Source organism: Mesorhizobium sp. PAMC28654 (assembly GCF_020616515.1).
In the GTDB taxonomy this organism is placed as follows: Bacteria; Pseudomonadota; Alphaproteobacteria; order Rhizobiales; family Rhizobiaceae; genus Mesorhizobium.
The window spans coordinates 6,000,953-6,025,576 of sequence record NZ_CP085135.1 but is presented as its reverse complement, the minus strand read 5'-3'; the positions used below and the strand labels follow the sequence as shown (position 1 = coordinate 6,025,576).

At 63.6% G+C, this 24,624-nt stretch carries 23 protein-coding genes, 1 pseudogene and 1 riboswitch; of the genes and pseudogenes, 13 read left to right on the top strand and 11 right to left on the bottom strand.

Features of this window, described 5'->3' with window-relative positions; translation table 11 throughout:
- Positions 1-218 precede the first annotated feature (218 nt).
- Positions 219-1,439 carry an alpha/beta fold hydrolase gene (locus LGH82_RS29795; protein ID WP_227346104.1) on the top strand — a complete coding sequence of 407 codons (1,221 nt, stop codon included), beginning with the start codon at positions 219-221 and terminating at the stop codon, positions 1,437-1,439.
- A 94-nt stretch (positions 1,440-1,533) separates the two neighbouring features.
- On the opposite strand, the gene metH is transcribed toward LGH82_RS29795, so the two are convergent.
- Both metH and LGH82_RS29785 read right to left on the bottom strand, forming a co-directional pair.
- Positions 1,534-5,337, bottom strand: coding sequence for a methionine synthase (gene metH, locus LGH82_RS29790; protein ID WP_227346103.1), 3,804 nt, complete (start codon positions 5,335-5,337; stop codon positions 1,534-1,536).
- A gap of 114 nt (positions 5,338-5,451) precedes the next feature.
- On the bottom strand, positions 5,452-6,024 hold the full coding sequence (locus LGH82_RS29785; protein WP_227346102.1) for a histidine phosphatase family protein: 573 nt from the start codon (positions 6,022-6,024) through the stop codon (positions 5,452-5,454).
- 126 nt (positions 6,025-6,150) lie between these two features.
- A riboswitch (adenosylcobalamin (AdoCbl) riboswitch) is annotated at positions 6,151-6,237 on the top strand.
- A gap of 44 nt (positions 6,238-6,281) precedes the next feature.
- Here LGH82_RS29785 and LGH82_RS29780 point away from each other — a divergent pair.
- The 4 genes from LGH82_RS29780 (at position 6,282) to LGH82_RS29765 (ending at position 9,866) form a co-directional block, all read left to right on the top strand.
- Positions 6,282-6,491 (top strand): CbtB domain-containing protein, encoded by a 210-nt coding sequence (locus LGH82_RS29780; protein WP_227346101.1) that lies wholly within the window; start codon positions 6,282-6,284, stop codon positions 6,489-6,491.
- A gap of 158 nt (positions 6,492-6,649) precedes the next feature.
- On the top strand, positions 6,650-7,396 hold the full coding sequence (locus LGH82_RS29775; protein ID WP_227346100.1) for a CbtA family protein: 747 nt from the start codon (positions 6,650-6,652) through the stop codon (positions 7,394-7,396).
- A gap of 52 nt (positions 7,397-7,448) precedes the next feature.
- Entirely contained in the window at positions 7,449-8,054 is a 606-nt protein-coding gene (locus LGH82_RS29770) for a hypothetical protein (RefSeq protein WP_227346099.1), read from the top strand.
- Positions 8,055-8,917: 863 nt separating this feature from the next.
- Positions 8,918-9,866 (top strand): IS630 family transposase gene (locus LGH82_RS29765; protein WP_227343924.1). Its coding sequence is split into 2 segments (ribosomal slippage): positions 8,918-9,261 and positions 9,260-9,866, totalling 951 coding nucleotides; the frame shifts between segments, so codons are not numbered across the junction.
- A 28-nt stretch (positions 9,867-9,894) separates the two neighbouring features.
- Here the strand turns inward: LGH82_RS29765 and copD are convergent.
- From copD to LGH82_RS29745, 4 genes are all read right to left on the bottom strand, one after another.
- A complete protein-coding gene (gene copD, locus LGH82_RS29760) occupies positions 9,895-10,779 on the bottom strand; it encodes a copper homeostasis membrane protein CopD (protein WP_227346098.1) in 885 nt (294 codons plus the stop codon).
- A complete protein-coding gene (gene copC / locus LGH82_RS29755; RefSeq protein ID WP_227346097.1) occupies positions 10,776-11,147 on the bottom strand; it encodes a copper homeostasis periplasmic binding protein CopC in 372 nt (123 codons plus the stop codon). The genes copD and copC overlap by 4 nt, the downstream gene beginning before the upstream one ends.
- 188 nt (positions 11,148-11,335) lie before the next feature.
- A complete protein-coding gene (locus tag LGH82_RS29750; protein ID WP_227346096.1) occupies positions 11,336-11,662 on the bottom strand; it encodes a DUF2946 family protein in 327 nt (108 codons plus the stop codon).
- A gap of 191 nt (positions 11,663-11,853) precedes the next feature.
- Entirely contained in the window at positions 11,854-13,197 is a 1,344-nt protein-coding gene (locus tag LGH82_RS29745; RefSeq protein ID WP_227346095.1) for an aromatic ring-hydroxylating oxygenase subunit alpha, read from the bottom strand.
- A 109-nt stretch (positions 13,198-13,306) separates the two neighbouring features.
- Between LGH82_RS29745 and LGH82_RS29740 the strand changes: the two genes are divergently transcribed.
- The 3 genes and pseudogenes from LGH82_RS29740 to LGH82_RS29730 all read left to right on the top strand — a co-directional run bounded on the left by LGH82_RS29740 (position 13,307) and on the right by LGH82_RS29730 (position 15,325).
- Complete coding sequence (locus tag LGH82_RS29740) at positions 13,307-14,335, top strand: LysR family transcriptional regulator (RefSeq protein ID WP_227346094.1); 1,029 nt, start codon at positions 13,307-13,309, stop codon at positions 14,333-14,335.
- 310 nt (positions 14,336-14,645) lie between these two features.
- A pseudogene (locus LGH82_RS33765) lies at positions 14,646-14,937 on the top strand (hypothetical protein).
- Positions 14,938-14,980: 43 nt separating this feature from the next.
- The gene (locus LGH82_RS29730) at positions 14,981-15,325 is read left to right on the top strand and encodes a hypothetical protein (protein ID WP_227346093.1); all 345 of its coding nucleotides are present in this window, start codon (positions 14,981-14,983) and stop codon (positions 15,323-15,325) included.
- 379 nt (positions 15,326-15,704) lie between these two features.
- On the opposite strand, the gene LGH82_RS29725 is transcribed toward LGH82_RS29730, so the two are convergent.
- Entirely contained in the window at positions 15,705-15,992 is a 288-nt protein-coding gene (locus LGH82_RS29725; RefSeq protein WP_227346092.1) for a DUF1330 domain-containing protein, read from the bottom strand.
- Positions 15,993-16,059: 67 nt separating this feature from the next.
- Between LGH82_RS29725 and LGH82_RS29720 the strand changes: the two genes are divergently transcribed.
- The gene (locus LGH82_RS29720) at positions 16,060-16,407 is read left to right on the top strand and encodes a MarR family winged helix-turn-helix transcriptional regulator (protein WP_227346091.1); all 348 of its coding nucleotides are present in this window, start codon (positions 16,060-16,062) and stop codon (positions 16,405-16,407) included.
- A 180-nt stretch (positions 16,408-16,587) separates the two neighbouring features.
- Here LGH82_RS29720 and LGH82_RS29715 read toward each other — a convergent pair whose 3' ends face one another.
- Positions 16,588-17,493 carry a S1C family serine protease gene (locus LGH82_RS29715; protein WP_227346090.1) on the bottom strand — a complete coding sequence of 302 codons (906 nt, stop codon included), beginning with the start codon at positions 17,491-17,493 and terminating at the stop codon, positions 16,588-16,590.
- Positions 17,494-17,949: 456 nt separating this feature from the next.
- On the opposite strand from LGH82_RS29715, the gene yghU reads away from it, so the two are divergent.
- Positions 17,950-18,822, top strand: a complete 873-nt coding sequence (gene yghU / locus LGH82_RS29710) for a glutathione-dependent disulfide-bond oxidoreductase (protein WP_227346089.1) — start codon at positions 17,950-17,952, stop codon at positions 18,820-18,822.
- A gap of 396 nt (positions 18,823-19,218) precedes the next feature.
- A complete protein-coding gene (locus LGH82_RS29705) occupies positions 19,219-19,494 on the top strand; it encodes a hypothetical protein (protein WP_227346088.1) in 276 nt (91 codons plus the stop codon).
- Positions 19,495-19,545: 51 nt separating this feature from the next.
- Here the strand turns inward: LGH82_RS29705 and LGH82_RS29700 are convergent, their stop codons facing one another.
- The 3 genes from LGH82_RS29700 to LGH82_RS29690 all read right to left on the bottom strand — a co-directional run bounded on the left by LGH82_RS29700 (position 19,546) and on the right by LGH82_RS29690 (position 22,047).
- A complete protein-coding gene (locus tag LGH82_RS29700; protein ID WP_227346087.1) occupies positions 19,546-19,944 on the bottom strand; it encodes a hypothetical protein in 399 nt (132 codons plus the stop codon).
- Positions 19,941-20,705, bottom strand: coding sequence for a hypothetical protein (locus tag LGH82_RS29695; protein ID WP_227346086.1), 765 nt, complete (start codon positions 20,703-20,705; stop codon positions 19,941-19,943). Before LGH82_RS29695 ends, LGH82_RS29700 begins: the two co-directional genes overlap by 4 nt.
- 145 nt (positions 20,706-20,850) lie before the next feature.
- Positions 20,851-22,047 (bottom strand): PLP-dependent aminotransferase family protein, encoded by a 1,197-nt coding sequence (locus tag LGH82_RS29690; protein ID WP_227349724.1) that lies wholly within the window; start codon positions 22,045-22,047, stop codon positions 20,851-20,853.
- Between the two features lie 185 nt (positions 22,048-22,232).
- Between LGH82_RS29690 and LGH82_RS29685 the strand changes: the two genes are divergently transcribed.
- Together LGH82_RS29685 and LGH82_RS29680 are read left to right on the top strand one after the other, a co-directional pair.
- Positions 22,233-23,453, top strand: a complete 1,221-nt coding sequence (locus tag LGH82_RS29685; RefSeq protein WP_227346085.1) for a lipase family protein — start codon at positions 22,233-22,235, stop codon at positions 23,451-23,453.
- Positions 23,454-23,667: 214 nt separating this feature from the next.
- Positions 23,668-24,408 carry a sulfotransferase family protein gene (locus LGH82_RS29680; protein WP_227346084.1) on the top strand — a complete coding sequence of 247 codons (741 nt, stop codon included), beginning with the start codon at positions 23,668-23,670 and terminating at the stop codon, positions 24,406-24,408.
- Positions 24,409-24,624: the final 216 nt, after the last annotated feature.

The window sequence follows — 24,624 nt, the reverse complement described above, 5'->3', positions numbered from 1 at the left end:
CGTAGAGCCTTTCGCCAGACCCGCGCCGTGCGGCTGGAATTGCTGTCACCCGCCAGAATTGGTAGAAATGGCCATTGTTACAGCCGCTGGCCTGATCCGAGAGGCCCGCGAGTATACGCCGGATCAATTGCACGGCGGTCGGCCGGCGATTGACGCGCAAATATGCGCTACCGACATCGGCCCGGTTCCCCCACATTGATCACCGTTGAGGACCGATCATGAGCACCAGAATATCCATCCGGCCCCAGGCCGACATAATTCACGGCGGACGCGATGCCGCATTCCCAGCCGGTCAAGTACTGGCGGGGCTTTTCCTTGCCGTTGCCATGTTGATCGCGGCGGCATTCACGACGGGCCGGGCGCAGGCATCGGACCTTCCCGGGTCGCTGGTCAGTGCACAACGCATGTCCGGCGCCCCGGATGGCTCAACAGCCTATCGCATCATCTATATGTCGACAGGCCTGTCGGGCGAACCAATCCCTGTATCAGGCGTGGTCGTCGTACCCGCCGGGCACATACCGACCGGCGGCCGGCCAATTGTAGCGTGGGCGCATCCCACGACAGGCGTCGAGCCTCAATGCGGGCCCTCCAGGGCGAGAGTGTTCTTCTCTTCGGTCCAGGGATTGCGGGATGCGCTGGCGCGCGGATATGTCGTGACCGCCACCGACTATCCGGGTCTTGGGATCGACCGGGCGGGGCCCCACCCCTATCTTGTCGGGACGAGCGAAGGCCGGGCCGTGCTCGATTCCGTGCGCGCCGCCCGACAGATTCCGGATGCCGGCGCGAGCGACAATTTCGCCGTCTGGGGCCACTCGCAGGGCGGGCATGCAGCACTTTATAGCGGGCTTCTCGCATCCGCCTATGCGCCGGAATTGCACCTGGTTGGTGTCGCTGCCGCCGCGCCGGCGACCGAACTTGCCGAATTGATGCGCGAGGACCAAGGCACTGGCGGCGGCAACAACATAACCGCGATGACGCTATGGTCCTGGTCGCGGGTCTATGTCGCGCCGATCGATCATGTCGTGATGCCGCGGGCCCTGCCCGTCGTGAACAAATTGGCGGGCAAGTGCATCGAGCGCTGGTTCGACGTTCTCGACCGCCGCGGCCCAACCAGGGCGCTGGAACATAGCTTCCTGAGCGTCAACGATCTCTCCGACCTGCAACCCTGGAAGCATCTGCTTGCCGACAATACGCCCGGGCCGCTGCCGTCCCGCATTCCCGTGTTCATCGCGCAGGGCACAAAGGATAATCTGGTGCGGCCTTCGGTTACCATGGCTTATGTAAAAGGACTATGTCGCCGTGGTAGCAAGGTCGAGCTGGAAAGACTGAAAGGCGTGGGCCATGCCTTTGCCGCGCGGCACTCCGCCAGCGATGCCATGGCATGGATCGCGGGCCGTTTCGCGGGAGCGCCGGCACCGAGCAACTGCGGAAATTCCTGACCGATCATGATCCCGAAAAGTGGGAACCGGTTTTCTCGGACAAACGGTCCCCGTTTGTCCGAGATCATGCTCAAACGGGAAGATAGAGCCGCCCCTACTCCGCCGCCTCGGCATAATTCTGGGGCACATAGTTGAGGATCGGCCCGAGCCAGCGCTCCACCTCGGCCAGCGGCATGCCCTTGCGACCGGCATAATCCTCGACCTGGTCGCGCTCGACCTTGGCGACGCCGAAATAGTAGCTTTCGGGATGCGCAAGATAGATGCCGGAGACCGACGAGCCCGGCCACATCGCATAGCTCTCGGTCAGGCTCACGCCCGCATTGCGCTCGCCATCCAGCAGCTGGAACAGCGTTTTCTTTTCCGTATGGTCGGGCTGCGCGGGATAGCCGGGCGCCGGGCGGATGCCGCGATAGGGTTCGCCGATCAGTTCGTCGGGCGCCAGCGTCTCATCGGCTGCATAGCCCCAGAATTCCCTGCGCACCTTCTCGTGCATGCGCTCGGCGAAGGCTTCAGCAAAGCGGTCGGCCAGCGCCTTGACCATGATCGAGGAATAGTCGTCATTGGCCCGCTCGAACCGCTCGGCAATCGCCACCTCCTCGATGCCGGCGGTGACGATGAAGCCGCCGATATAGTCGGGCTTGCCGCTGTCGGCGGGTGCGACGAAATCCGACAGCGCGACATTGGCCTTGCCGTCGCGCTTGGTCAGTTGCTGGCGCAGCGTGAAGAAGGTCGCCAACTCCTGCGATCGCGCCTCGTCAGTGAACAGCCTGATGTCGTCGCCCACCGCATTGGCCGGCCAGAAGCCGATGACGCCGCGCGGCGCGAACCACTTTTCGGCGATGATCTTCTTCAGCATCGCCTGCGCATCCTCGAACTGGCGCGCGGCGGCACCTTGCGCCTCGTCCTCCAGGATTTTCGGATAGCGCCCCTTCAGCTCCCAGGTCTGGAAGAACGGCGTCCAGTCGATATAGCGCGAGAGCTCGGTGAGGTCCCAGTTTTCGAACGCCCTGACGCCGGTGAAAGACGGTTTCGTTGGCTCGTAACCCGACCAGTCGATCTTGTGCGCGTTGGCCCTCGCCTTCGCCAGCGGCAGCCGCTGCTTGTCGGCCTCGGAGCGGGCATGCGCGTCGGCGACCTTCTTGTATTCGGCCCTCACCCCATCGACATACTCGGCCTTGGCATCGTTGGACAGCAAAGCGGACACCACGCCCACCGCCCGGCTGGCATCGTTGACATAGACAGTCTGCCCACTGGAGTAGCGCGGATGGATCTTCACCGCCGTGTGCACGCGGCTGGTCGTTGCCCCGCCGATCAGCAGCGGAATGTCGAACCCCTCGCGCTCCATCTCGGCGGCCATGTGCACCATCTCGTCCAGCGACGGCGTGATCAGGCCAGACAGGCCGATAATGTCGACTTGTTTGTCGCGCGCCGTCTGCAGGATTTTTGCCGCCGGCACCATGACGCCGAGATCGATGATCTCGTAATTGTTGCAGGCCAGCACGACGCCGACGATGTTCTTGCCGATGTCGTGGACATCGCCCTTCACCGTCGCCATCAGGATTTTTCCGGCCGTCTGGCGCTCGCCATTGTCGATGCCCTTGGCGGCGTTGGCCAGCTTCTCGGCCTCCATGTGCGGCAGCAGTCCGGCGACCGCCTGCTTCATCACGCGCGCTGACTTCACCACTTGCGGCAACATCTTTCCCGCGCCAAAAAGGTCGCCAACGACATTCATGCCGGCCATCAGCGGGCCTTCGATGACATGCAGCGGGCGCTCGGCAGCCAGCCGCGCCTCCTCGGTGTCGGCGTCGATGAATTCGGTGATGCCGTTGACCAGCGCATGGGAAATGCGTTGTTCGACCGTCCATTCGCGCCAGGCGAGATCGCGCTCCCGCGCTTCCTTGCCGGCCGTGCCCTTGAAGCGCTCGGCGATCTCCAACAAGCGTTCGGTGGCGGTGCCGCCGGCCCTTGGCGCGCGGTTGAGCACGACATCCTCGCAGGCCTCGCGCAGCTCCGGCTCGATCGTGTCGTAGACGGCAAGCTGCCCGGCATTGACGATGCCCATGTCCATGCCGCGCTGGATGGCATGGTAGAGGAACACCGCATGCATGGCCTCGCGCACCGGCTCGTTGCCGCGAAACGAGAAGGACAGGTTCGACACGCCGCCGGAAATATGGACGTGCGGCAGCGTCGAGGTGATTTCGCCCGTCGCTTCGATGAAGTCGACGCCGTAATTGTCGTGCTCCTCGATGCCGGTGGCGACCGCGAAGACATTGGGGTCGAAGACGATATCTTCCGGCGGGAAGCCGGCCTGTTCGGTCAGGAGCTTGTAGGCGCGGGTGCAGATCTCGACCTTGCGCGCCCTGGTGTCGGCCTGGCCGGCCTCGTCGAAGGCCATGACGACCACGGCGGCGCCATAAGCCCGCACCAGCCTGGCGTGATGCAGGAACGCTTCCTCGCCTTCCTTCATCGAGATGGAATTGACCAGCGGCTTGCCCTGCACGCATTTCAGGCCGGCCTCGATGATCTCCCATTTCGAACTGTCGACCATCACGGGAACACGGGCGATGTCCGGCTCGGCGGCGATCAGGTTGAGATACTCGACCATCGCTTTCTTGGAATCGATCAGGCCCTCGTCCATGTTGATGTCGATGATCTGGGCTCCATTGGCGACCTGGTCGCGCGCCACATCAAGCGCCGGAACATAGTCGCCCGCGGTGATCAGTTTCCTGAACTTGGCCGATCCCGTGACATTGGTGCGCTCACCGACATTGACGAAGGGAATCTCGTCGGTCAGCGTGAACGGCTCCAGCCCGGACAGCCGCATCTTGCGTTCGATCTCGGGGATCGCGCGCGGCGGATACTTTTTCACGGCCTCGGCAATCGCCCTGATATGATCAGGCGTCGAGCCGCAGCAGCCGCCGACGACATTGACCAGCCCTTCCCGTGCAAAATCCTCGATCTGCGCGGCCATGAATTCCGGGCTCTCGTCATACCTGCCGAATTCATTGGGCAGGCCGGCATTCGGATAGGCGCAGGTGAACGTGTCGGCGACGCCGGAAATCTCGGCCAGATGCGCGCGCATGGCATTGGCGCCAAGCGCGCAGTTGAGGCCGATGGTGAACGGGCTGGCATGGCGCACCGAATGCCAGAAGGCCGTCGGCGTCTGGCCCGACAGCGTGCGTCCCGACAGGTCGGTGATGGTGCCCGAAATCATCACCGGCAGGCGCACGCCCTTCTCGATGAAGATCTCGTTGCAAGCGAAGGTCGCCGCCTTGGCGTTCAGCGTGTCGAAGATGGTTTCGATCAGGATGATGTCGGCGCCGCCATCGATCAACCCACGCAGCTGCTCGCCATAGGCAAGGCGCAGATCATCAAAGGTTACAGCGCGATAGCCGGGATTGTTGACATCCGGCGACATCGACGCGGTGCGGTTGGTCGGCCCCAGCGCGCCGGCGACGAACCGGCGCTTGCCGTCCTGCTGCTGCGCCCTCACCGCCGCCCGCCGCACCAGCCGCGCACCGTCGCGGTTCAGCGCGTAGACGGCATCCTCCATGCCATAATCGGCCTGGGCGATTGTAGTAGAGGAGAAGGTGTTCGTCTCCAGGATGTCGGCGCCGGCGATGGCGTATTGATAGTGGATGTCCTCGATCGCCTTGGGCTGCGTCAGGATCAACAGGTCATTGTTGCCCTGCTGGTGGCAGGCGCAGCCGGCGAAGGCCTCGCCCCGGAAATGATCCTCGTCGAAGCCGAGCCCCTGGATCTGCGTGCCCATGGCGCCGTCAAGGACGAGGATACGTTCGCGCGCCGCCGCGGTCAGCGCCGCAAGCACCTCCGAACCGTCGGGCTTGGCCGCGACAGGGCCCAGGAGATCGTCCAGCGATGCGGAATTCTGCGACATTTTTTATCCTTGGGGCGACACGCGAACCCAAGTCACATAAAGACATCTTTATGTCAATATACGCCTTCAAGTGTTGTTTGTCACGCCGCTTTCTAAGACGTGCCTATCACACGCTCAATCGGCCTTCTCCGACCTGGTGATCCTGAGCATCCAGCGGCGTCCGTCGCTGGAGAACTCGGTGACGCCCAGCGGCTCGATGTCGATCCTGCGGCAGGCGGCAAGTGGCGCGCCTAGGACATGGACTATTGCCGCGCGAATGACGCTGGCATGCGTCACCACGATGGTGTGGCCGCGCTCCGCCATCAGGCGATCCATGAACGTCGAAGCCCGGCGCGACACATCCGCCAGCGATTCGCCGCCATGCGGGGCGGCATCGGGGTCGGCAAGCCAGGCCGCTATGCCCTGGGGATCATCGGCATGCACCGCTTCAAGGCTCTTGCCGGCCCAGCGTCCATGGTCCTGCTCCGCCAGAAGAGGTTCGACGGATGCTTGCAGCGACATCGCCTCGGCCGTCTGCCGGGCCCGCGGCGTCGGGCTCGTCAGCACGCGGTCGGCACGGCGCAACCTCGCCCCCACAGCCGCCGCCAACTCGTGGGCGCGCGGCTCCAGCGGCTCATCAAGCGCAAACGCCCCCTTGCGCGTCGCGGGCGTTGCCCCGCTGCGGATCATGGTGAGGCGTACGAGCATGAGAAGCGCTTTCCTTGTGGCCGGACGATTGCCCACGGCCCGGCAAGCCGCGCCATATACACAATCGGTCATGGCCAGCCACAATTCGTTGACGGCTATCGATCCGGTGGATATTGTCTTCAACGATACGGGTTTGGAAGCCGGTGTAAATCCGGCACGGTCGCGCCACTGTGATCGGCAATATTCTTGCTGAAAGTCAGGCCTTCTCCCGTAGCTGAGGTCGATGAACGGGACGCAGCATCCCAGGAGAGGTCCATATGTCCAACGCTACTTTCGCACCCACCTACGGTCCGGTGCCGATCCCTTTGAAAGAACTTTTGCCGTGGGCGATCTTCGGCGGTCTTCTGCTGATGCTGGCGATCTATTTCATCGGCGCCGAGCAAGGCGCGACCTCGCTGATCTCCGGCATGGGTGTGCACGAATTCGTGCATGATGGCCGCCATCTGCTTGGCTTCCCCTGTCACTGATGCATCGCGCCCGCAAGCGCGCGCTTCGGGCAATTGACATAGTGCTTTAGGCCGCGCGTCCCTCAGGGGCGCGTTACGGTCTTGCAATGCAATGAAAATGCAGCAAACGCATGATCCCTGCCCAAGGGCGGCACGGTCATGCCGTGGGGACAACGGTCATGGTTGGAAATCTTCTTCTTCGCGGGATGCTGGTCGGCATCTTCGCCGGCATTCTCGCATTCGGCTTCGCCAGGATCTATGGCGAGCCGCAGGTCGACCGCGCCATCGCCTTCGAGGAGGCAAACGCCCAGGCCGCGGGCGAAGTGCCCGAACCCGAAATCGTCAGCCGTTCGACACAGGCAGGCCTTGGCCTGTTGACCGGGGTGCTGGTCTATGGCGCGGCGGTCGGCGGGCTGTTCTCGCTGGTGTTCGCCTATACCTATGGCCGCGTCAGCAATTTCGGTCCGCGCGGCACCGCCGTCCTTCTGGCGCTGGCCGGCTTCGTTGCCATCGTCCTGGTGCCCTACATCAAATATCCGGCCAATCCGCCCTCCGTCGGCAATCCCGATACGATCGGCGCGCGCACGGAGCTGTTCTTCGTCATGCTGGTGGTTTCCATCGCGGCGCAGGTCGCCGCCGTGGCGCTGGCGCGACGGCTGTGGGCGCAATATGGCGCCTGGAACGCGACGATCATCGCCGGGGCGGCCTTCATCATCTTCATCGCCCTCGTCCAGTACGCGCTGCCGCCCATCAACGAAGTGCCGGAAAAGTTCTCGGCTGACCTGCTCTGGCGCTTCCGCGTCGCCTCGCTCGGCATCCACGTCGTGCTGTGGACCACCATCGGCCTCGTCTTCGGCGCCGTGGTCGAACGCAGCTACGGCGGCCAGCTTACCCGCCCGGTCTCCAAACGGCCGGCCATGCGCTAGCCGCATGATCCGGCGCGCCACAAGTTCTGTGCGCCTTGCGGCGGCGTCCCTCGTGGGCGCCGTTCTGCTTTTCGCCCTGGCCGCTCCCGCCGGTGCCCACAGCGTCAGCATCGGCGGACCGACCAGCGGCATCCCGATCCCCAGCCTCACCCACGGCCAGATGGCTGTCATCGCCGACTATCGCGGCAGGATCCTCGACCTCGCCGCGCGCCAGCAACGGACCGACCTGACATTCAGGCGGCTGATGAACTACGGCAATATCCAGTACAGCTACTGCCTGTGGGGCCTGGTGCCCGGCAGCCTGCGCGACGAGGAAAGCCCCTTCAACGAATGCGGCCATGCCTACCTGTCGGCGGCACAAGCGCTGCTCGTCTACATGCAGGAGATGGGCGACCAGAAGGACGCCGTGCAGGCGCTGATCTCCGACATAGACGCCGACATGGTCCGCAACCAGGCATCATTCGTGATGTGCCGGTTCAGCGGCGAAGCCTTCAACACGGCGAACATCATCTCCCCTGGCTGGAGCGGCATCTTCTTCCACGTGCCCAGCCTGATGACGTTTGCCATGCTGGCGCTGATGCTCGTGGCGGGCGTGATGGCGCTCGCGGGTCCAAAGGGTCGGCGAAGCGATGAGCCCGGCGGCATCAAGCCCACGTAGACCAAGCTTATCGACTAAACTTGGCGGCGAAAGCCGCCATAAAAAAGAGGGTCAAGACAACGAGTGCCACTCCCCAGAGTAGCGCGCTGATGCCGAACGTATGCCGCATAAATTCGGCAGTGACAGCAAAAAGGCAAAGTGTAAGTAAAGCAACCGCGAAGGCGGTAGCGCCAACTAGGCGCCGGAAAATCAGAACGTCTGAGCTTCGGAGAACGAGCCCAGTTCTTGACCGAATGGAACCTGTTCTCCATGCTTTCAGAAGTACATGAACGCAGTAGAATGTGGCCGAGGTGAGGACAATAAGAACGATACCGCTAGCCACTGCGTCGCTTAGGATATTGGTATCCGAAATCACTGGCATTATCTGAACTGCTTGGCGCTAGAGTTTCATGGAAGATAACCGCTGTCTTCAGCGATGTCAGCAACAGACTGAGAACTGGATTTCCGGTTGACTCTACCCTGTCCAAACGGCGCAAAATCATTCGGCTGCGTGGGCGAGAGCCTGTCTGAAGTCGGGCACCGGGAGAAACTTCGGAGCGGTGGCGTACGGATCCGAATAGTATCGACTTGGCGTTTCTCGCCTTGCCGCCGCAGCGCCAGCACTGGGCGCTCCGCCCTCCGACGCGCGCAATGGCGCCGCTCATCGAACTCTCGCACGCCGTCGAAATCCCATTGGAAGCCGCCATACGCGTCCACAATGCATAGTAGAAAATTTTCAATCTGCCACAGAGCATAATTGTATCTCCATAGAGGTTCTCCAACAGCCTGCTAGAGCAAAATCCGAGCGGATAGAATCGATAGGGGTTTCGTTGGGATTGGAAATCTGATTCAGCATATCTGCTGGATTCGGAGGCCGGCATGGCATGGCGAAATCCTTATCGGAAGATTTGCGGGCTCGGGTGGTCGCAGCGGTTGATGGCGGCCTGTCGCGACGGGCGGCAGCGGCGCGATTTGGCGTGGCGGCGGCAAGCTCGGTGCGTTGGGTCCGGGAATGGCGCGAGACCGGAGCCACCTGCGCAAAGCCGCAGGGCGGCGACAGGCGGTCCCACCGCGTTGAAGCGTATCGCGACATCATCCTGGCGGCGATCGAGAGGCGGGTGGACATCACGCTGGTCGAACTCGCCGAGTTGCTGCGACAGGAGCATGGCGCGTCGTTTGCGACGAGCACGATCTGGCGGTTTCTCGATCGTCACTCCATGACCTTCAAAAAAAACGGCGCACGCCAGCGAGCAGGAGCGGCCAGACGTGGCGGCGCGACGAAACGCCTGGTTCGACGCCCAGCCCGATCTTGATCCCGAGCATCTGGTCTTCATCGACGAGACCGGAGCCTCGACAAAGATGGCTCGACTGCGGGGGCGCACGAAGCGCGGGATGCGGTGCCGATCGCCAATCCCGCATGGCCATTGGAAGACGACGACGTTCACCGGCGCCCTGCGCCTCACTGGCATGACCGCGCCAATGGTCCTGGACGGCCCGATGACTGGCGAATGGTTTGTCGCCTATGTCGAGCAGGTTCTCGTGCCGACGCTGCGGCCCGACGATGTCGTGATCCTCGACAACCTGCCGGCGCACAAAAGCGCAGCCGCCCGTGTGGCGATCGAAGCAACCGGCGCAAGGATGATGTTCCTCCCGCCCTATTCCCCCGACTTCAACCCGATCGAGAACGCCTTTTCCAAGCTGAAATCGATTCTACGCAAAGCCGCCGCACGAACCGTCGCGGAATTGTGGGATACCATCAGCGCCGCACTGCCTTGCTTCACACCAACCGAGTGCGCCAACTACTTCGCCGCAACAGGATATGAGCCGGAATGATCAGATTCTGCTCTAGCGCCCGCGCCGCTCATGCCGGTTCCAGCATCCCGAACACCGAGACCAGCCCGACAACCACCACGCCCAGCACGATCTCGGCGATCGTGACCAGCCGGATGGCGCGCATGCTATCGTCTGGAAGCCCAGCCAGTCTCGGAACGAAATGGTATCGATTGACGATGGCAAGGCCGGTCATGACAGCCACGACAGCGATCTTGGCGGCAAGCATCGCCTGATAGGGTGACGACCATTGCGTCGGCCAGCGGCCGAGCACCAGCATCGTGTTGGCCACGCCGGACAGCAGCACGACAGCCACGGCGAAATGCCCGGCGAATGAGAATTTCCTCAGCGCCGTTCCCGCCTGCCGCCGGCTTTCCGGCCGGTCGAATGCCCTGTGCACCATCAGCAACGGCACGAGCGCGCCAAGCCAGGCGCCGCCGGCGAGGATATGGCAGGCATCGTTGAGGCGATGCGCGATGCCGGTCCAGCCGGCCTGCATCACCGCATGTCCGGTCAGCGCCGCGCTGGCCGTGGCCAGACCCGCCGCCAGTGCAACGGCTGCCATTCGCATCCGCTCGGGTGCCGCGAATGCCGCCAGCAGAAGCAGCGCCGCGAAGGCCTGCCCCAGCCAGGCATGACCGACCGTCGTCTCGAACAACACCGCCCGCAGCGTCACCGGATCGAAAGCGTCGGCCCAGCCGTCGCCGATCATCGCGGCTTCCAGGGGCAAACCGGCGGCGATCGTTGCAACCGCTATCGCGGCCGCAACGATCCACAGCCATCGCAGACGCCGCCCTATGCCGGCAGCGAGATCCGAGGGCACCAGCGTCCGCAGGAAGGCAAAAGCTCCCCACAGGAGCATCGCGGACGCAAAGTGCAGGAACCGGCAGCCGGAAAGGGCGGCGTCAACAGTCACTTGGACTTCACGGTGAAATTGTAGCTGCCATGGGTCTTGTGGCCATCGGCCGACAGGGCGTGCCAGTCGACCTTGTAGCTGCCGTCAGCCAGTGTTCCGGTAACGGGAACCATCAGCGTGGTGTCGCTGTCCATCAGCATCCCCTCGCCCATCTTCACCGCCTTCTTGTCGGGGCCGGTGACCTTGATGCCGGAGAACTTGAAGTTCAGATTTTCCGAGAAGGTGAGATCGATGACGGAAGGCGAAGCGGTGACGGAGCCGCCCACCGGCGGAACGGCCGATTTTAGCTGCGCATGGGCGAAAGCCTCGCCGGTAACAGCGATGACGGCGGCGATGGCGATGGTGGAGGCAAGAGCGGTTCTGGACATGGGAATTCCTTTCAGGATGGGCGCAGGCCGATCACCTGCATTGTTTTTTCCGGACTTGCCGGCTCGCGGGCGGCGCGGGGGCTCCAGCGAGGATCGCTTGAGCTGACCTGCCGCAAATCGCTACGCGCCGAACATGTCCGTGGATGGTTTTAGGATGGTCTCCAGACGCTTTGCGTCTGGAGGGGGGCTCAGCCCATCAAAGGGGGCGCCCGGGGATTGCCCGGAACGTAGCCGCGATCCGAAAAGAAAAGGGTCGGCCGAAGGGGAATGACGACTTGCGAAGACGCCGCCATCTTGAGCGGCAGCGACGCGATGTCCGGCGGTGGCATGAGGGCCGCTGATGACAGGCAGCATCCCGCCAGGCAGCACCCCGGCTGCTTTGAATGGCCGCTGTCGCCCTGGCCTGGTCCGGAATGGTCGATGCCGTTGAGGCACAGCGGATTGCCGAACGCGTCCAGCTGGAAGGCGTTGGCCTCCGGATCAAAGGCGAGCGCACCCGTCGTCAGCTGAAACATCAGGACGCAGGTCGCGGCCAGCGCAACCCACCAATCCCATCGTTTCCGCCGTATCCTCACCGGTCGCATCCCTCGCAACTCCACCAATTCCTAACACCTTGGCGATGTCGGGAACATCGGAATTCTCCAGCATGGGGCACGATGACCGGCATGCACCGCCATGCGGGCGTGGAGCAGCGTGGTCGTTCAGCTTAATCCGAGGCCAGCGCGCCGTTTTTCTCCAGCGAATCTCGACCGGCGCTTGCTTGCAAATCCGGGGCCGGCGTGAGGTTGCTCTCGACGGCGCCGGAGATCACGCCGCGCAGTTCGATTGGCCTTGCGTCCACGCCCGTGCGCGCCGCGATATAGTCCATGGCCTTGTCGCAGTACCAGTCGACGAAGCGCTGGACATAGGCTTCGTCGGGCAGGCTGTAGGGCCCGGGTACATATCCCACCGAGTTCACGCCGCGCTGATTGACCTCCACCAGGTCCCGGTCCTGGAGATTGGTCACGTTCCACAAGGCGGTGAGATGCTCGATGTCGTAGTCGACGCCCTCCACCGCGTCCTTGTGTACCAGCCATTTGCAGGTCACCACCGTCTCTCCCGCCGCCGTCGGCATGGCGCTGAAATAGACCGTGGTGTCGGCGGTCGAATGGCAGAAACCGTGCGGCTCGATGGCCCAGCGCAGTGAGCCGATGTCGCCGGCGCCCTCGACCATCGGCTTCCTGCATGCAAGCGCGCCGTCGATGGTGAGCCCGACATGCCCCTTGTTGAGCGGAAAGCGCTCGACCTGCCACCATGGACCGACGAACGGGCCCATGCCGAGCCCGGCTTCCTCGACCCGGGCGGCGAAGGCCGCATAGTGCGGATCCTCCGCGACCGCGAAATGCCCGTCGACGCTGGCCGCGATGGGGAAGGTCAGGCACAGTTCGGGATGGCTGACGCCGCAATGGTAGCACTCACGCGCATTCTCCATCACAAGCTTCCAGTTGCCGCGCTCGACCAGCGTATTCTGGAAGGCGATCTTGGCCTCCTCCAGCCTGTGCGGGGCAAGCAGCGGCTCGAGATCGGCGCGGAAGCGCGCGAAGGAAGGCGGCGTCTCGGCGAGGCAGACGAACAGCGCGCCGGCTACATTCTCGAGATGCACTGGCCGCAGCCCGTGCTCGGCCCGCTCGAAGGTTTCCGGCATGCGGGCATGGACCAGCCTGCCGTCGAGATCATACACCCACTGGTGATAGGGGCAGGTCAGGCGCGCCCGTCCGCCCGCCCCCTCGGCGCAAACCTGCGCTCCACGGTGACGGCAGGAATTGTGGAAGGCACGATAGACGCCTTCACCGTCGCGCGTGATAACCACGGGGGAGCCGCCAACGCTGACGGCGAGATAGCCGCGCGGCCGCGGGATCTCGCAGGTGAATCCCGCCAGGATCCACGATTGGCCGAATATGGCGTCGAGATCGAACTTGAACGCCTCGGGACTGTTATAGAGGTCCCGCGGCAACGTATGGCCGGGCCGGCGCTGGTTGACGAGGTCGCGGATTCTCTCCAGATCGAGCATGGCTGTTTTCCTTTTGGGTCACCATGGCACCCAGGCTGGAACTGTTCAAATTGCGTTTTTAGATGACCCTATCGAATGCGGGCAAACCGCGACAAGGCGGAGACGGACAATGAGTAAAAAAGGAAGCAAGGGTTCGACGCTTCCTTCCGCCGATGCGGCCGGCACCGTGCCGGCGGCCGAGACTACTGATGACCAGAGGGGCGGCCGGGTCTGGTTGCCGCTGAACGCGCTGCGCGCCTTCGAGGCGGTCGGTGGACGGCTCAGCTTCACCGGCGCGGCCGCGGCGTTGCATATTTCGCAGAGCGCGCTCAGCCGGCATGTCGGTCGGCTGGAGGAATATCTCGGCTGCCGGCTGCTGGAACGACGCGCGCAGGGCATGTCACTCACCGCCGCCGGCGCAGCCCTGCTGCCGGTGGTGACAGGATCCTTCGACCGCATGGAAGAAACGCTGAAAATGCTGAGGCGCGAACCCGGTCCCAGCGGCCGCATCCTCAAGGTTCACATGCCGCCGACCTTCCTGCATGTCGCGGGACTGTCCCTGATTGCCGAGTTCCGCCGCGCCTTTCCCGACGTGCCGATCGACATATCAAGCAGCAATGGCATTGGCCTGCCGGCAGGACGCAGCGTCGACATCGCGGTCGTTTTCGACCGTCCTCACCTTGGCGACGTCATCCGCGATCCGCTCTGGATGATCAACCAGACGCCAGCCTGCGCGCCGTGGCTTGCCGCGCGGGCGCAGGGGCTTGGCCTTGCCGATTTTCTACGCGCCAACGAACTGCTGCACGTCAAGCTGGAAGGTGAGCCCTTTGATATCTTCTGGTCGATCCACGCCCGCCATTGCGGCATCGATCTCGGCGCCGCGCGTGGCCTTGCCTTCGAAACCGAGGCGCTTGCCGTGCAACATGCCATAGCCGGCGGTGGCATCACGCTGGTCGATCCCGACATGTTCGCGGCCGAGTTTGCCGACGGCCGCCTTGTCGCTCTCTCCCCGCAAACGGCCAGCCCCAGCGGCTTCGGCTACTATCTTACCGTCCATCCCGACGACATGGTCGATCCTGCCGTCGCGCTGTTCCGGTCCTGGGTCGTGCGCCACTATGCGTCGGGGGATGCCGAGGACGATGTCGCACCCGGCGATTGAAAATCCCGTCTCCCGATACGCGGTCTCGCCTCCGCCGGGATGTTCTTGAGGGGGCCGAGCCAGCGCCCGACCTCGTCGAACTGACGATGTCTCGTTCATGAGACCCTGTCCACCGCTGGCCGGTTGGTGGCCGCCAGCCCAAGTGCCGCGACCCTACGTTGGATCGCATCCTGGTCCACCGCTCGGGAAACAATCCAGAAACAAGATTCAACAGTTGGGAAAAACTGGCGAAAGAATCCGCTGTCATAACCCTATCCGTGGGCGCCGGAGATACCGGTTGCCGCGAAAGCAGACGGGGCGATGGCTGACAATGCAACGATCGTATGGATGGATGGGAGCACTGCTTGGCATGTCGCTCGCCATGCTTGCGGTCGGGCAGCCCGCGCAGGCGGCCATCACCCGGAGCCAACATTGCGACCGGCTCAGTCTTCAACTCGACGAGGCCCTCGAAACAAGCCAACGCGACGCAGGCCGCGCAGGCAACAGCGCTTCAGCGGCGCGCATCCCAGTTTTGTGCCGACCACAAGCAGGCACAAGGCATCCGGACCCTCGCCAACGCCCTGAAGCTCCTTGGAGTGACACCGGACGACCAAGGCCAGTGAACCTCCCATCAACAATCATCATTTGAAACAAGGAATGATACAAGTGAACAAGTCCATCCTCTCCGCCCTCGGCTTGGCTCTCGCCCTCGCCTTCTCGATGCCGGTTGTCGACGCCAACGCCCAGACGACAACCACCGCTCCGGCCACGACAACGACCGCTCCGGCCGCGACCACGACGACCACCACCCCGGCTGCCGCGACGCAGACGCGCGCCCAGTCCCCCAGCCACAAGCGGATCCGCAAACATCGCCGGCACCACCACGTCCGCAAGCATCACCGTCATCACCACCACAACAGGCATCACGTCAAGAAGCACCACACCCACAAGCATCACGTCCGCAAGCATCATCACCGCAAGCACCACGTCCGCAAGGCAACCAAGGCCTGATTGACGTCCATCTATCTGTCCGGGCCTTTTCGAAAACCCGCTCCCAGTTTTCGGGATTGGCTCCGGCTCTTCTGACCTCCTCCCGCGAAAAGGCCGCCTTGCGAAAGCAAGCGCGGTCTTTTCGTTTGGTCCACATTTTCGAGGCCGAGCTTGCCCCCTGGGGATACTTCTTGCCGGATTGTGCCTGTCGTAGCCGCAACGGCCAACGATAACGGCCAGCTTGAATCCGGCGGTGCCCTTGTCACGCCGCGGCTACCCCGTGCCCACGCCCCGGTTCCGGACAATGGCAAGGCAGCGGCTCCGTAGGCAGCCCTTTGCCGCGAAGATCACAAACGGGGCGGAACCCGTCCGTAGCCGGACGAACGCGGTCTTGGGCCACTCAGCCCGGCGTCGACGACAAACATGCGCGCTTCCTGCGCCGCGTCGCGCTCAACCTTGATCGGCGCGTACTCCGATGATAGAACGCCAGCGCGTCGGCCAAGGTCGCGAATTCGAAGATGCCGGCCATGGGCAATGGCGCCACGTCCCCTTCCAGCATCTGGGTCACCGGCCCGAAGTGGAGGATGCGGCCTCCTGCTGCCTGCAGCGCCGCCTGAAAGCGCGGCGCAAGCGCGGCTTGTCTGGCCGGATCTTTTATACGTAGATTGACGTGAACATAGGCCGTCATGGCGCGGCTCCCTAACAATAATGCATATACAGTATTATATGATTCGAAGCTTGTCGAGGACCCGCAAATGACAGAGGCTTCTGATCTCTATCGCCGCGTCGAAACCGAGTGCCCGGCCTTCCAGGCCCGGGTCACCGCGCGAGCGCTCACGCGCTACTACAATGCCTGCTTTCGACCCTTGGGGATCACCGCTGAGCAGTTCAGCCTTCTGGTGGGGATTGGCGGCAGCCATGAGCCAACGCTCGCTGAACTGGCGGCGCGCGCAGGGGTCGACGCCACTACCCTCAGCCGTAGCGTAAAGAGCCTCGAGCGGAGGGAGCTCGTGCGTAACCATGGGGGGCGGGGCCGAGCCGGCAAACGCCTGGTGCTTACCGACGGGGGGCGCCGGCTGATGGATGAATCCATGGCCACCTAGGAGCGTGCCCGGGTCCGGTTGGCTGAGGCTCTTGGCGAGGAGGCATCGCGTGTCGCGGTGGATGTCATGTCCCAGCTTGCAGTCGCCGCGCAGGCTGTGGCCTCGGCTGTCTCACCAGCCGATTCCTAGAGCATGATCCCGAAAAGTGCATCGCGATCCGCGAATGGAAAGGCGCGCCGCCTACTGCAGATGCGGCTTCCTCAGGAAACTCGCACGATCGGCTGATTTCACCCGCAGCCAGGTTTCGCGGCCGTCGCGCACCACGCGCATCGGGATTTCAGCACCCGCCGGGCCGCTGTCCCACAGCTTGCGATAGAAATCGGCGAGCCCGTCGACTTCGCCGTCGCGCACATCCGAGATGACGTCGCCCTGGCGCAGGCCGGCCTTGGCGGCGGGGCCGCCTTCGGTGACGCTCATCACCACCACCTTGCCATCGCTTTCAGCCGAAAGCGCGCCGAGCCACGGGCGCGGCGGCCTCGCCACCTGGCCGCGCGTCAGCAGATCGTCGAGGATCGGCGGCAACAGGTTGATGGGCACCACCATGTTGATATCGGCGACGTCGCCGTTGCGGCTCATCTGCAGGCGCAGCGAGCCGATGCCGAGCAGTGTGCCATCGGCCCCGAACAGCGCGGCACCTCCCCATGACGGATGCGCCGGGGCGATGAAGATCGCCTCGTCCAGCAGATATTCCCAATAGCCGGCGAATTCCTGCTTGGTGACGATGTGGGCCTGCACGGACTGGCCGATACCGTCGGTCAGCACCACTGCATCGCCGACCTTGGTCTTGGCCGCGTCGCCCAGGGTAACCGCCGGCAGGCCGAGCGGCGCCAGCGCCTGCACCAGCCCAAACCCTGACTCCTGGTCGTAGGCCAGCGCATGCGCCGGCACCACGCGCCCGCTATGGTCGGTCAGCCAGACCTCCTCGGCCTCGGTGATGAGATAGCCGATGGTCAGCACCAGCCCATTGTCCCTTATAACCACGCCGCTGCCTTCCCGGCGCGTGCCCAGCGCATTCGCCGTAAAGGCGTCATCGGGAACAGTGGCGCGCACCGCAACGACGGAGCGCAGATGGGGATTGATGGTCATGCTCTTATCCTGGGTCGGCTTTGCTATCATGTTCTATAGGTATGCCACGCGCGGCAAGGCGCAAGGGGTTGTGGGAAGGCCAATTACCGATCTTGGCGCCGCCCCTCATCGCCCTGCCGGGCACTTCTCCCCGTAAACGGGGCGAAGGACGCCGTCATCGAGGATTTCGCCAATTGTGAGCGTTGCAGAAAGGGCGTCGGCGTCGCGGTCAGCATCTTTCTCCCCGTCACTATAGGGGAGTTGAGGAGTGGTCCGCACAGCGGACGAAAAGCCAATTGCTTGGCTTTTCGAACGACGAACGTCCGGCAGGACAATGAGGGGCGGCGCCCGCGTTGACAATAGTTCAACGTAAGTTGAACTTCCCCCTTTGCAGCCCGTTGTATCTTACCTGTAGCCAGCCCGCCCCATCAACCTCAAATCATCCTTCGCCCCACCCAAAACACGAGGCCTTCCGAGATGACCGAATACACACCCCCGAAAGTCTGGACCTGGAAACAGGGCAATGGCGGCACCTTCGCCAACATCAACCGCCCGATCGCCGGCTCCACGCATGACAAGGAACTGCCGGTGGGCAAGCACCCGCTGCAGCTCTATTCGCTGGCGACGCCCAATGGCGTCAAGGTGACGATCATGCTGGAGGAACTGCTGGCTCTGGGCCACAAGGGCGCGGAATATGACGCCTGGCTGATCAAGATCGGCGATGGCGACCAGTTCGGCAGCGGCTTCGTCGAGGTCAATCCCAACTCCAAGATCCCCGCCTTGATGGACCGCGGCGGCAAGAAGCCGGTCCGCATCTTCGAATCCGGCTCGATCCTGGTCTACCTGGCGGAAAAGTTCGGCGAATTCCTGCCGACCGACCAGCCAGCGCGCGCGGAGGTACTGTCCTGGCTGTTCTGGCAGATGGGCTCGGCCCCCTATCTCGGCGGCGGCTTCGGCCATTTCTACGCCTACGCGCCCGAAAAATTCGAATACGCCATCGACCGTTTCTCGATGGAGACCAAGCGGCAACTGGACGTGCTCGACCGCCGGCTGGCTGACAACGAATATCTGGGCGGTGGCGACTATACGATCGCCGATATGGCTGTTTGGCCCTGGTATGGCGGGCTGGTGCTCGGCCGCATGTACAATGACTCAGCCGAGTTCCTGTCGGTGCACGAGTACAAGCACGTGCAGCGCTGGGCCAAGGCGATCGACGAAAGGCCGGCGGTGAAGCGCGGGCGCATGGTCAACCGCGCCTTCGGTGAACCTTCCATGCAGTTGCTCGAGCGCCACGACGCCAGCGATTTCGACACCAAGACGCAGGACAAGCTGGCTGCGGCGGCCGAGTAAGCCGAACCTGCACAGGGCGGCCACCTGGGCGGCCTGACGCCGCGCTCCTGCCACCAAAAACGGAAAGCCCGCCACCTCACGGTGACGGGCCCTGGTTCCTCGACAGGACCTGTGAGACCAGACGCGTCAGCAGGCTGGCCACCGCAACAACCACGCCGCCGGCGAAATGTTCCCTGGAGCCTGCCACTGAACTCGGGAGGCTCTATCCGTCTGTCCGAGCATGGTCTTTTTTCGAAAACCGGTTCCACTCGGGTTCAGCCTGAAGGCATGCTTTTCGGCCGTCACGCTCACCGAAACGTGACAGCAACCAATATCAGCTACCTCTAAATCAATCTTCCAAAAATGATATTGATGATGTGCCCTCATCCGGGGGCAAAAACAGGGAAGAGATAATCCATGAACATCAAAACCGTCTGCCTGGGAGTATTGGCCGCATCAGTAATCGCCGGTTCTGCATTTGCCGGCATCCTCGACCAGCCAAAGATGATGGCCCCCTTCTTTACCGACAAGGCAATGACGACCATGAAGTCGGATGCCGACATGAAGAAGGTCTGGGACAAGGAATCCAAGCGGCACAAGAGCGCCATGATGAAGGAATGCAACGACGCGGCGATGAGCAAGCCGCATGCCGAGTTCTGCGATAAGCTGCACACGCTCGCCGGCAAGGGCTGATTTTCCACGACCACGAGGATGGCGGGTCGCACGGCCCGCCATTCGTTTGTGTCAGTGCCCTTCGATGGCGGACAGCCAAACGCTAGTCGGCGTGAAATAGAGGACGAGCAGAACAACAATAAGATAGATCGACACCTCGGCGACGTGCCCCCATGCAGCGACGGCATTGCCCTTCATCCGCAACTCACGGCTGGGCCAATACCGATAGAAGCCCCATATCGAGATAAGGGCCAGGATGACGCAAAGTGCGGCAACGGCCAGCGTCCAGGCACGAGTGCTGTAGTTTCGAAGAGCCGCGCCGCCAATCATAAGGAACGCTGCCCCCCACCGCGGTCCCAGACGTGCCGAGCGAGCCATGGCTTGCCTCGCCATGCCTGCTTTTGCCGTCGATCTCAGGCGCAGGAAGTATAGGCCACCCCGCGCCATTGAATCCTCGAGGAAGCGTCTCAATTTCCCTCCACCGCCGAAATCCACATCCGGTCGATATCGGCGAGCGGCCGCTCGTCGATCTCGTCGAGATGGTTCCAGTACATGCCGTCTTCATAGAAATAGCCCAGCTCCTGCTCAGCTTTCTCCGCCTTTTCCGCCTGGTCGAGACGGATGCCGGCGAGAATTTCCGACCGCATCGCGGCGATCCGCTCCGGGGTCAGGCCCGTCAGTCCATCGAAACTCAGCCTTGGAAAAGTCAGGCGGCTGCGCGGCAGGTCCGACAGGTTGACGCACAGGCAGTCGCGCTTCAGCGCCTGCACCAGCAGCCGGTTCGACTTCGCCTCGAGATTGCGCAGCGTCACGTCATCGCGCAGCGGATCGGGGCGGCCGACGCCATAAAAATGCGTCTTGTCCGGCCTGTCATAGATCATGTCGCAGCCAAGGAATGCCAGCACATCCGGCCTCTGGCTGTGGATGGTCCAGTAGGCCGCCGTCAGCGCCATGGTGGCGCCGGCATAGACGAAGCCGCCAAAGGCGTTCTGCGCCGGCACATAGTGCGAGGCGCTGAAGATCTGCGCCTGCCGCAGCCTTGCATCCGCCGGCAGCCGGTCCGCCGGGAAATCGCCGGCATGGACGAGAAAATCCCAGTCGGGGCGCACGCGCCAGGCATTGTTGATGGCCACGATCCGGCTGAAGGCTGCCTTCGGCCAGGCCTCGCAGCGCACGACATCGGGCGCGCTGCCGAGCAGCAGGATGATGCGGGGTGATGGGGCGCTGGGCATCGTATCTCTCTCGGCCGGCGAACATGCCTAGCCGCCGCCAGCCTGTCACTTCAAGCCAGACGGCTCAAGGGTCAATGAATAGCGGGACGGCGAAGCCGCCGATCTCCCCCTCGTGGGGGAGATTGGATGTCGCCACCCTAGGCGCCTACTTCAGCAGCGCCGCAAGTCTCGGAATCCCCTCGCTCACCGCGCGATGGTCGGCGAGCGTGAAGGACAGGCGCAGCGTGTTGCGCCCGGTTCCGTCGGCGTAAAAGGCGTTGCCGGGCACGAAGGCGACGCGCGCTTCCTTGACCGACCGTGCCAGAAGCTCGGTGGCGTCGATGCCCTCCGGCAGCGTCACCCAGACGAACATGCCGCCCTCCGGACGGCTCCAGGTCACGCCCTCGGGCATGTGAGCCTCAAGCGCGGCGAGCAGCGCGTCACGGCGCGCGCCATAGGCGCCGATGAGTTTCTCGACCTGGCCGTCGAAGACGGCTTCGGCGGCGCGATGCATGACCATCTGGTTGATCGACGGGCTGTGCAGATCCGACGCCTGCTTCATCAGGACGAGTTTTTCGATGACGGCGCGCGGCGCGCAGATCCAGCCCACCCGCATGCCCGGCGACAGGATCTTTGAGAACGAGCCGCAATAGATGGTGCGCGCCTTGTCGATGCCGCCGGAGCGAGCGCAGTCCAGCGCCAGGATCGGCGGCACGGCCTCGCCGTCATAGCGCAGCGCGCGATAGGCGGCGTCCTCGATGACGGCGATGTCGAGTTCGCCGGCGAGGTCGAGCACCGCCTCGCGCTGCTTCCGGTTCAAGGTCTCGCCGGTCGGATTGGCGAAATCGGGCACCAGATAGGCGAATTTCGGCCGTCCGCCATTGGCGGCGGCCGCGGCGCGATAGGCCGACGGCGTCATGTTGCCGCCATCCGGCGTCAGCCGGTCGTAGCGCGGCTCATAGGCGTTGAAGGCCTGCAGCGCGCCGAGATAGGTCGGCCATGTCACCAGCGCGGTGTCGCCAGGCGAGAGAAAAAGCTTGCCCAGATAATCCAGCCCCTGCTGCGAGCCGGAAGTGATGAGGATGTTGCCCTCGTCGCAAGGCACGCCAAGGTCGCTCATCAAGCCGACCAGCCACCGCCGCAGCGGCAAATAGCCTTCGCTGACCTGGTATTGCAGTGCGGCCCCCGCCTCCGCGCCGGCGAGCACCGAGGCATAGGCATCGGCGATCGCGGCGGACGGAAACAGCGAAGGGTCGGGAATGCCGCCGGCAAAGGAGATGATGTCGGGCTGGTCGAGCAGCTTCAGCAGTTCGCGGATTTCCGACGCCTTCATGCGCGACGAGCGCGACGCCAACAGGTCCATCAAAGTCAACACGACCTCCCAGTCGGTGGTAATTAGGTCAATCTCGCTGACCTATTATCACCGGTCAGCGCCCTCTGGAATAGCCAGAAGGTCTATGTGATCGCGCCAGTTACAGACATTCGCAGCGGACTCAAAGTGGAAACAACCTGTTTTCATGCCACAATCGCCGCAACCGAGGGGACCACATGGCAACAGGACGGCGCAGGATCTTCGCACGTTTGGCCCGCGCCCTTGCCTGGATCGGCTTTGCCGCCTGCATCCTGATTGCGCTGGCATGGTGGTATTGCGAGCCAGCCATGCCCGACGCCTTCTATTCCAGGGTTTCCGATCCGGTCGCCCCGGCCGGAACGCTGATCGCCAGCGAGCCGTTCACGCGCGACGTTCCCGACAACGCGCGGGCCTGGCGGATCCTCTATGCGACGACCCGGGCCGACAACACGCCGGCCGTGGCCAGCGCCATCGTGATGGTGTCGCGGCAACCGGCCACGGACAGTCGGCCCATCATCGCCTGGGCGCATGGCACGACGGGCATCGCGGCGGGTTGTGCCCCCTCCGTGATGGAGCACCCGTTCGACAATGTCCCGGCGCTGCAACCGCTGCTCGATGCCGGCTGGGCCTATGTCGCGACGGACTATATCGGCCTTGGGGTTCAAGGCGGCTCGGGCGGCCATGCCTATCTGGTCGGCGATGAGGCGGCGCGCGCCGTGCTCGACGCGGTTCGCGCCGCGCGCCGCATGGGCGAGCCGAGGCTGGACGACAAGCTTGTGGTCTGGGGCCATTCGCAAGGCGGCCACAGCGCATTGTGGGCGGGCATGCGCGCGTCCGATTACGCGCCGGAACTCAAGCTCGCCGGCATTGCCGCTTTCGCGCCGGCCAGCGACCTCAGGGAGCTTGTCGAGGATGGGCAGTCCACGATCCTCGGCAAGATCGTGTCGGCCTATGTCATGCGCGCCTATTCCGCCGCCTATCCGGACGTTCGGCCCGGCGACTATATGGGCTGGTGGTCGAGAACCCTTGCTGGCGACATCGCCCGACGCTGCCTGGGTGGCAAGGAAACGCTGTTCTCTGTGGCCGAAACCGCGCTGCTGCCGCGCGGCGGCGCGTTCTGGCAAGACGCTGCATCCGGCCCGCTTGGCGCACGGCTGGAGCAGAACACGCCGCGCGGCGCAATCAATGCGCCGCTGCTGATCGCTCAGGGGGAGGACGACGACGCGGTCCTTCCGCGGATGCAGCAGGCCTATGTCAAATCGCGTTGCGCCGCCGGCCAGCCCGTCGATTTCCTGTCCTACCCGGGCGTCGGCCACCTGTCGCTGGTCGCGGAGGGTTCGCCCCTGACCGCCGACTTGATGACGTGGACGCGGGACCGTTTCGCCGGCGCGCCTGCCGCTCCGGGCTGCGTCGATTGATCTTGCCGGCCAGGCTTGGGAACTATCCTCGATGGCGGCAACGCCAACCCATTCCAGATGAAGCCGGATTGACGACATGTCTGTAGTGTTTTTCCCCACTGACGAGGAAATTCGTTGCGCACCAATCCATGCGGGGGCAACATGAGCCCGCACTGAAATAACCCGTGAAAGGGGGTCAGCGGCCAAGGGGACGGCCAGTGAGGGGAACAGGAAAATGACGCTCAAGGTCATCGGGGCAGGTTTCGGCCGTACGGGCACGTGGTCGACCTTCGCCGCGCTGAACAGGCTCGGCTTTCCCTGCTACCACATGCAGGAAGTGATCCTGAACAAGGCCAACAAGGGCCATCTCGATTTCTGGCGCAAGGTGGCCAACAGCCCGCCGGGCAGCCAGCAGGACTGGAACCAGGTGTTCGCCAACTACACGGCGACGGTCGACAACCCCGGCTGCTGCGTGTGGAAGGAATTGCTCTCCGCCTACCCCGACGCCAAGGTGCTGCTCACTCTTCATCCGCGCGGCCCCGCAGCCTGGTATGACAGCACCGTCGACACGATCTATTTCACCAAGAATGTCTGGCAGTTCAAGATCCTGGAATGGCTGACGCCGTTCGGCTGGAAATTCGGCGACATGTCGAGCAAGCTGGTGTGGGGCCGCACGCTGAACGGCGTGATGGACGACCGCGACAAGGCGATCGCGCGCTACAGCACCTATATCGAGGAGGTGCAGGCGGCGGTGCCGCCGGACCAACTGCTGCTGTTCAAGGTAACCGAGGGCTGGAGCCCGCTGTGCCGCTTCCTGGGCGTGCCCGAGCCCGACGAGCCCTTCCCCAACCTCAACGACCGCGCGACCATCAAGAAGATCATCGCCGAGATCGTCAACGGCTCCTACATCATGCTGGGCTTGTCGATCGCCGCCATTCTGCTGGTGCTCGCCGCCCTGCTGTTGTGGCTGGGATAGAGCGAGCCGACGACCGACACGATGGTGCTGGCGCGGATGCCACGGCGGCAATCCAGTCCCAGAAACGAAAAACCCGCCACCTTGCGGGTGGCGGGCTGATCGAAAAGATCAAGGCGCGTTCGAATTAGACGGAGCGGCCGTGACCCTTGACAGTTTTTCGCGGCGCACAAGCACCGGCTTCTCGTAGATTTTCTTCATCCCCGACTCCCCAAAATG

Excerpts from the sequence above, each read along its gene's own strand:
- LGH82_RS29795 (WP_227346104.1), top strand. The coding sequence starts at position 219 with ATGAGCACCAGAATATCCATCCGGCCCCAGGCCGACATAATTCACGGC.
- metH (WP_227346103.1), bottom strand. The coding sequence starts at position 5,337 with ATGTCGCAGAATTCCGCATCGCTGGACGATCTCCTGGGCCCTGTCGCG.
- LGH82_RS29785 (WP_227346102.1), bottom strand. The coding sequence starts at position 6,024 with ATGCTCGTACGCCTCACCATGATCCGCAGCGGGGCAACGCCCGCGACG.
- LGH82_RS29780 (WP_227346101.1), top strand. The coding sequence starts at position 6,282 with ATGTCCAACGCTACTTTCGCACCCACCTACGGTCCGGTGCCGATCCCT.
- LGH82_RS29775 (WP_227346100.1), top strand. The coding sequence starts at position 6,650 with ATGGTTGGAAATCTTCTTCTTCGCGGGATGCTGGTCGGCATCTTCGCC.
- copC (WP_227346097.1), bottom strand. The coding sequence starts at position 11,147 with ATGTCCAGAACCGCTCTTGCCTCCACCATCGCCATCGCCGCCGTCATC.
- LGH82_RS29750 (WP_227346096.1), bottom strand. The coding sequence starts at position 11,662 with ATGTTTCAGCTGACGACGGGTGCGCTCGCCTTTGATCCGGAGGCCAAC.
- LGH82_RS29745 (WP_227346095.1), bottom strand. The coding sequence starts at position 13,197 with ATGCTCGATCTGGAGAGAATCCGCGACCTCGTCAACCAGCGCCGGCCC.
- LGH82_RS29740 (WP_227346094.1), top strand. The coding sequence starts at position 13,307 with ATGAGTAAAAAAGGAAGCAAGGGTTCGACGCTTCCTTCCGCCGATGCG.
- LGH82_RS29725 (WP_227346092.1), bottom strand. The coding sequence starts at position 15,992 with ATGACGGCCTATGTTCACGTCAATCTACGTATAAAAGATCCGGCCAGA.
- LGH82_RS29720 (WP_227346091.1), top strand. The coding sequence starts at position 16,060 with ATGACAGAGGCTTCTGATCTCTATCGCCGCGTCGAAACCGAGTGCCCG.
- LGH82_RS29715 (WP_227346090.1), bottom strand. The coding sequence starts at position 17,493 with ATGACCATCAATCCCCATCTGCGCTCCGTCGTTGCGGTGCGCGCCACT.
- yghU (WP_227346089.1), top strand. The coding sequence starts at position 17,950 with ATGACCGAATACACACCCCCGAAAGTCTGGACCTGGAAACAGGGCAAT.
- LGH82_RS29705 (WP_227346088.1), top strand. The coding sequence starts at position 19,219 with ATGAACATCAAAACCGTCTGCCTGGGAGTATTGGCCGCATCAGTAATC.
- LGH82_RS29695 (WP_227346086.1), bottom strand. The coding sequence starts at position 20,705 with ATGCCCAGCGCCCCATCACCCCGCATCATCCTGCTGCTCGGCAGCGCG.
- LGH82_RS29690 (WP_227349724.1), bottom strand. The coding sequence starts at position 22,047 with ATGGACCTGTTGGCGTCGCGCTCGTCGCGCATGAAGGCGTCGGAAATC.
- LGH82_RS29685 (WP_227346085.1), top strand. The coding sequence starts at position 22,233 with ATGGCAACAGGACGGCGCAGGATCTTCGCACGTTTGGCCCGCGCCCTT.
- LGH82_RS29680 (WP_227346084.1), top strand. The coding sequence starts at position 23,668 with ATGACGCTCAAGGTCATCGGGGCAGGTTTCGGCCGTACGGGCACGTGG.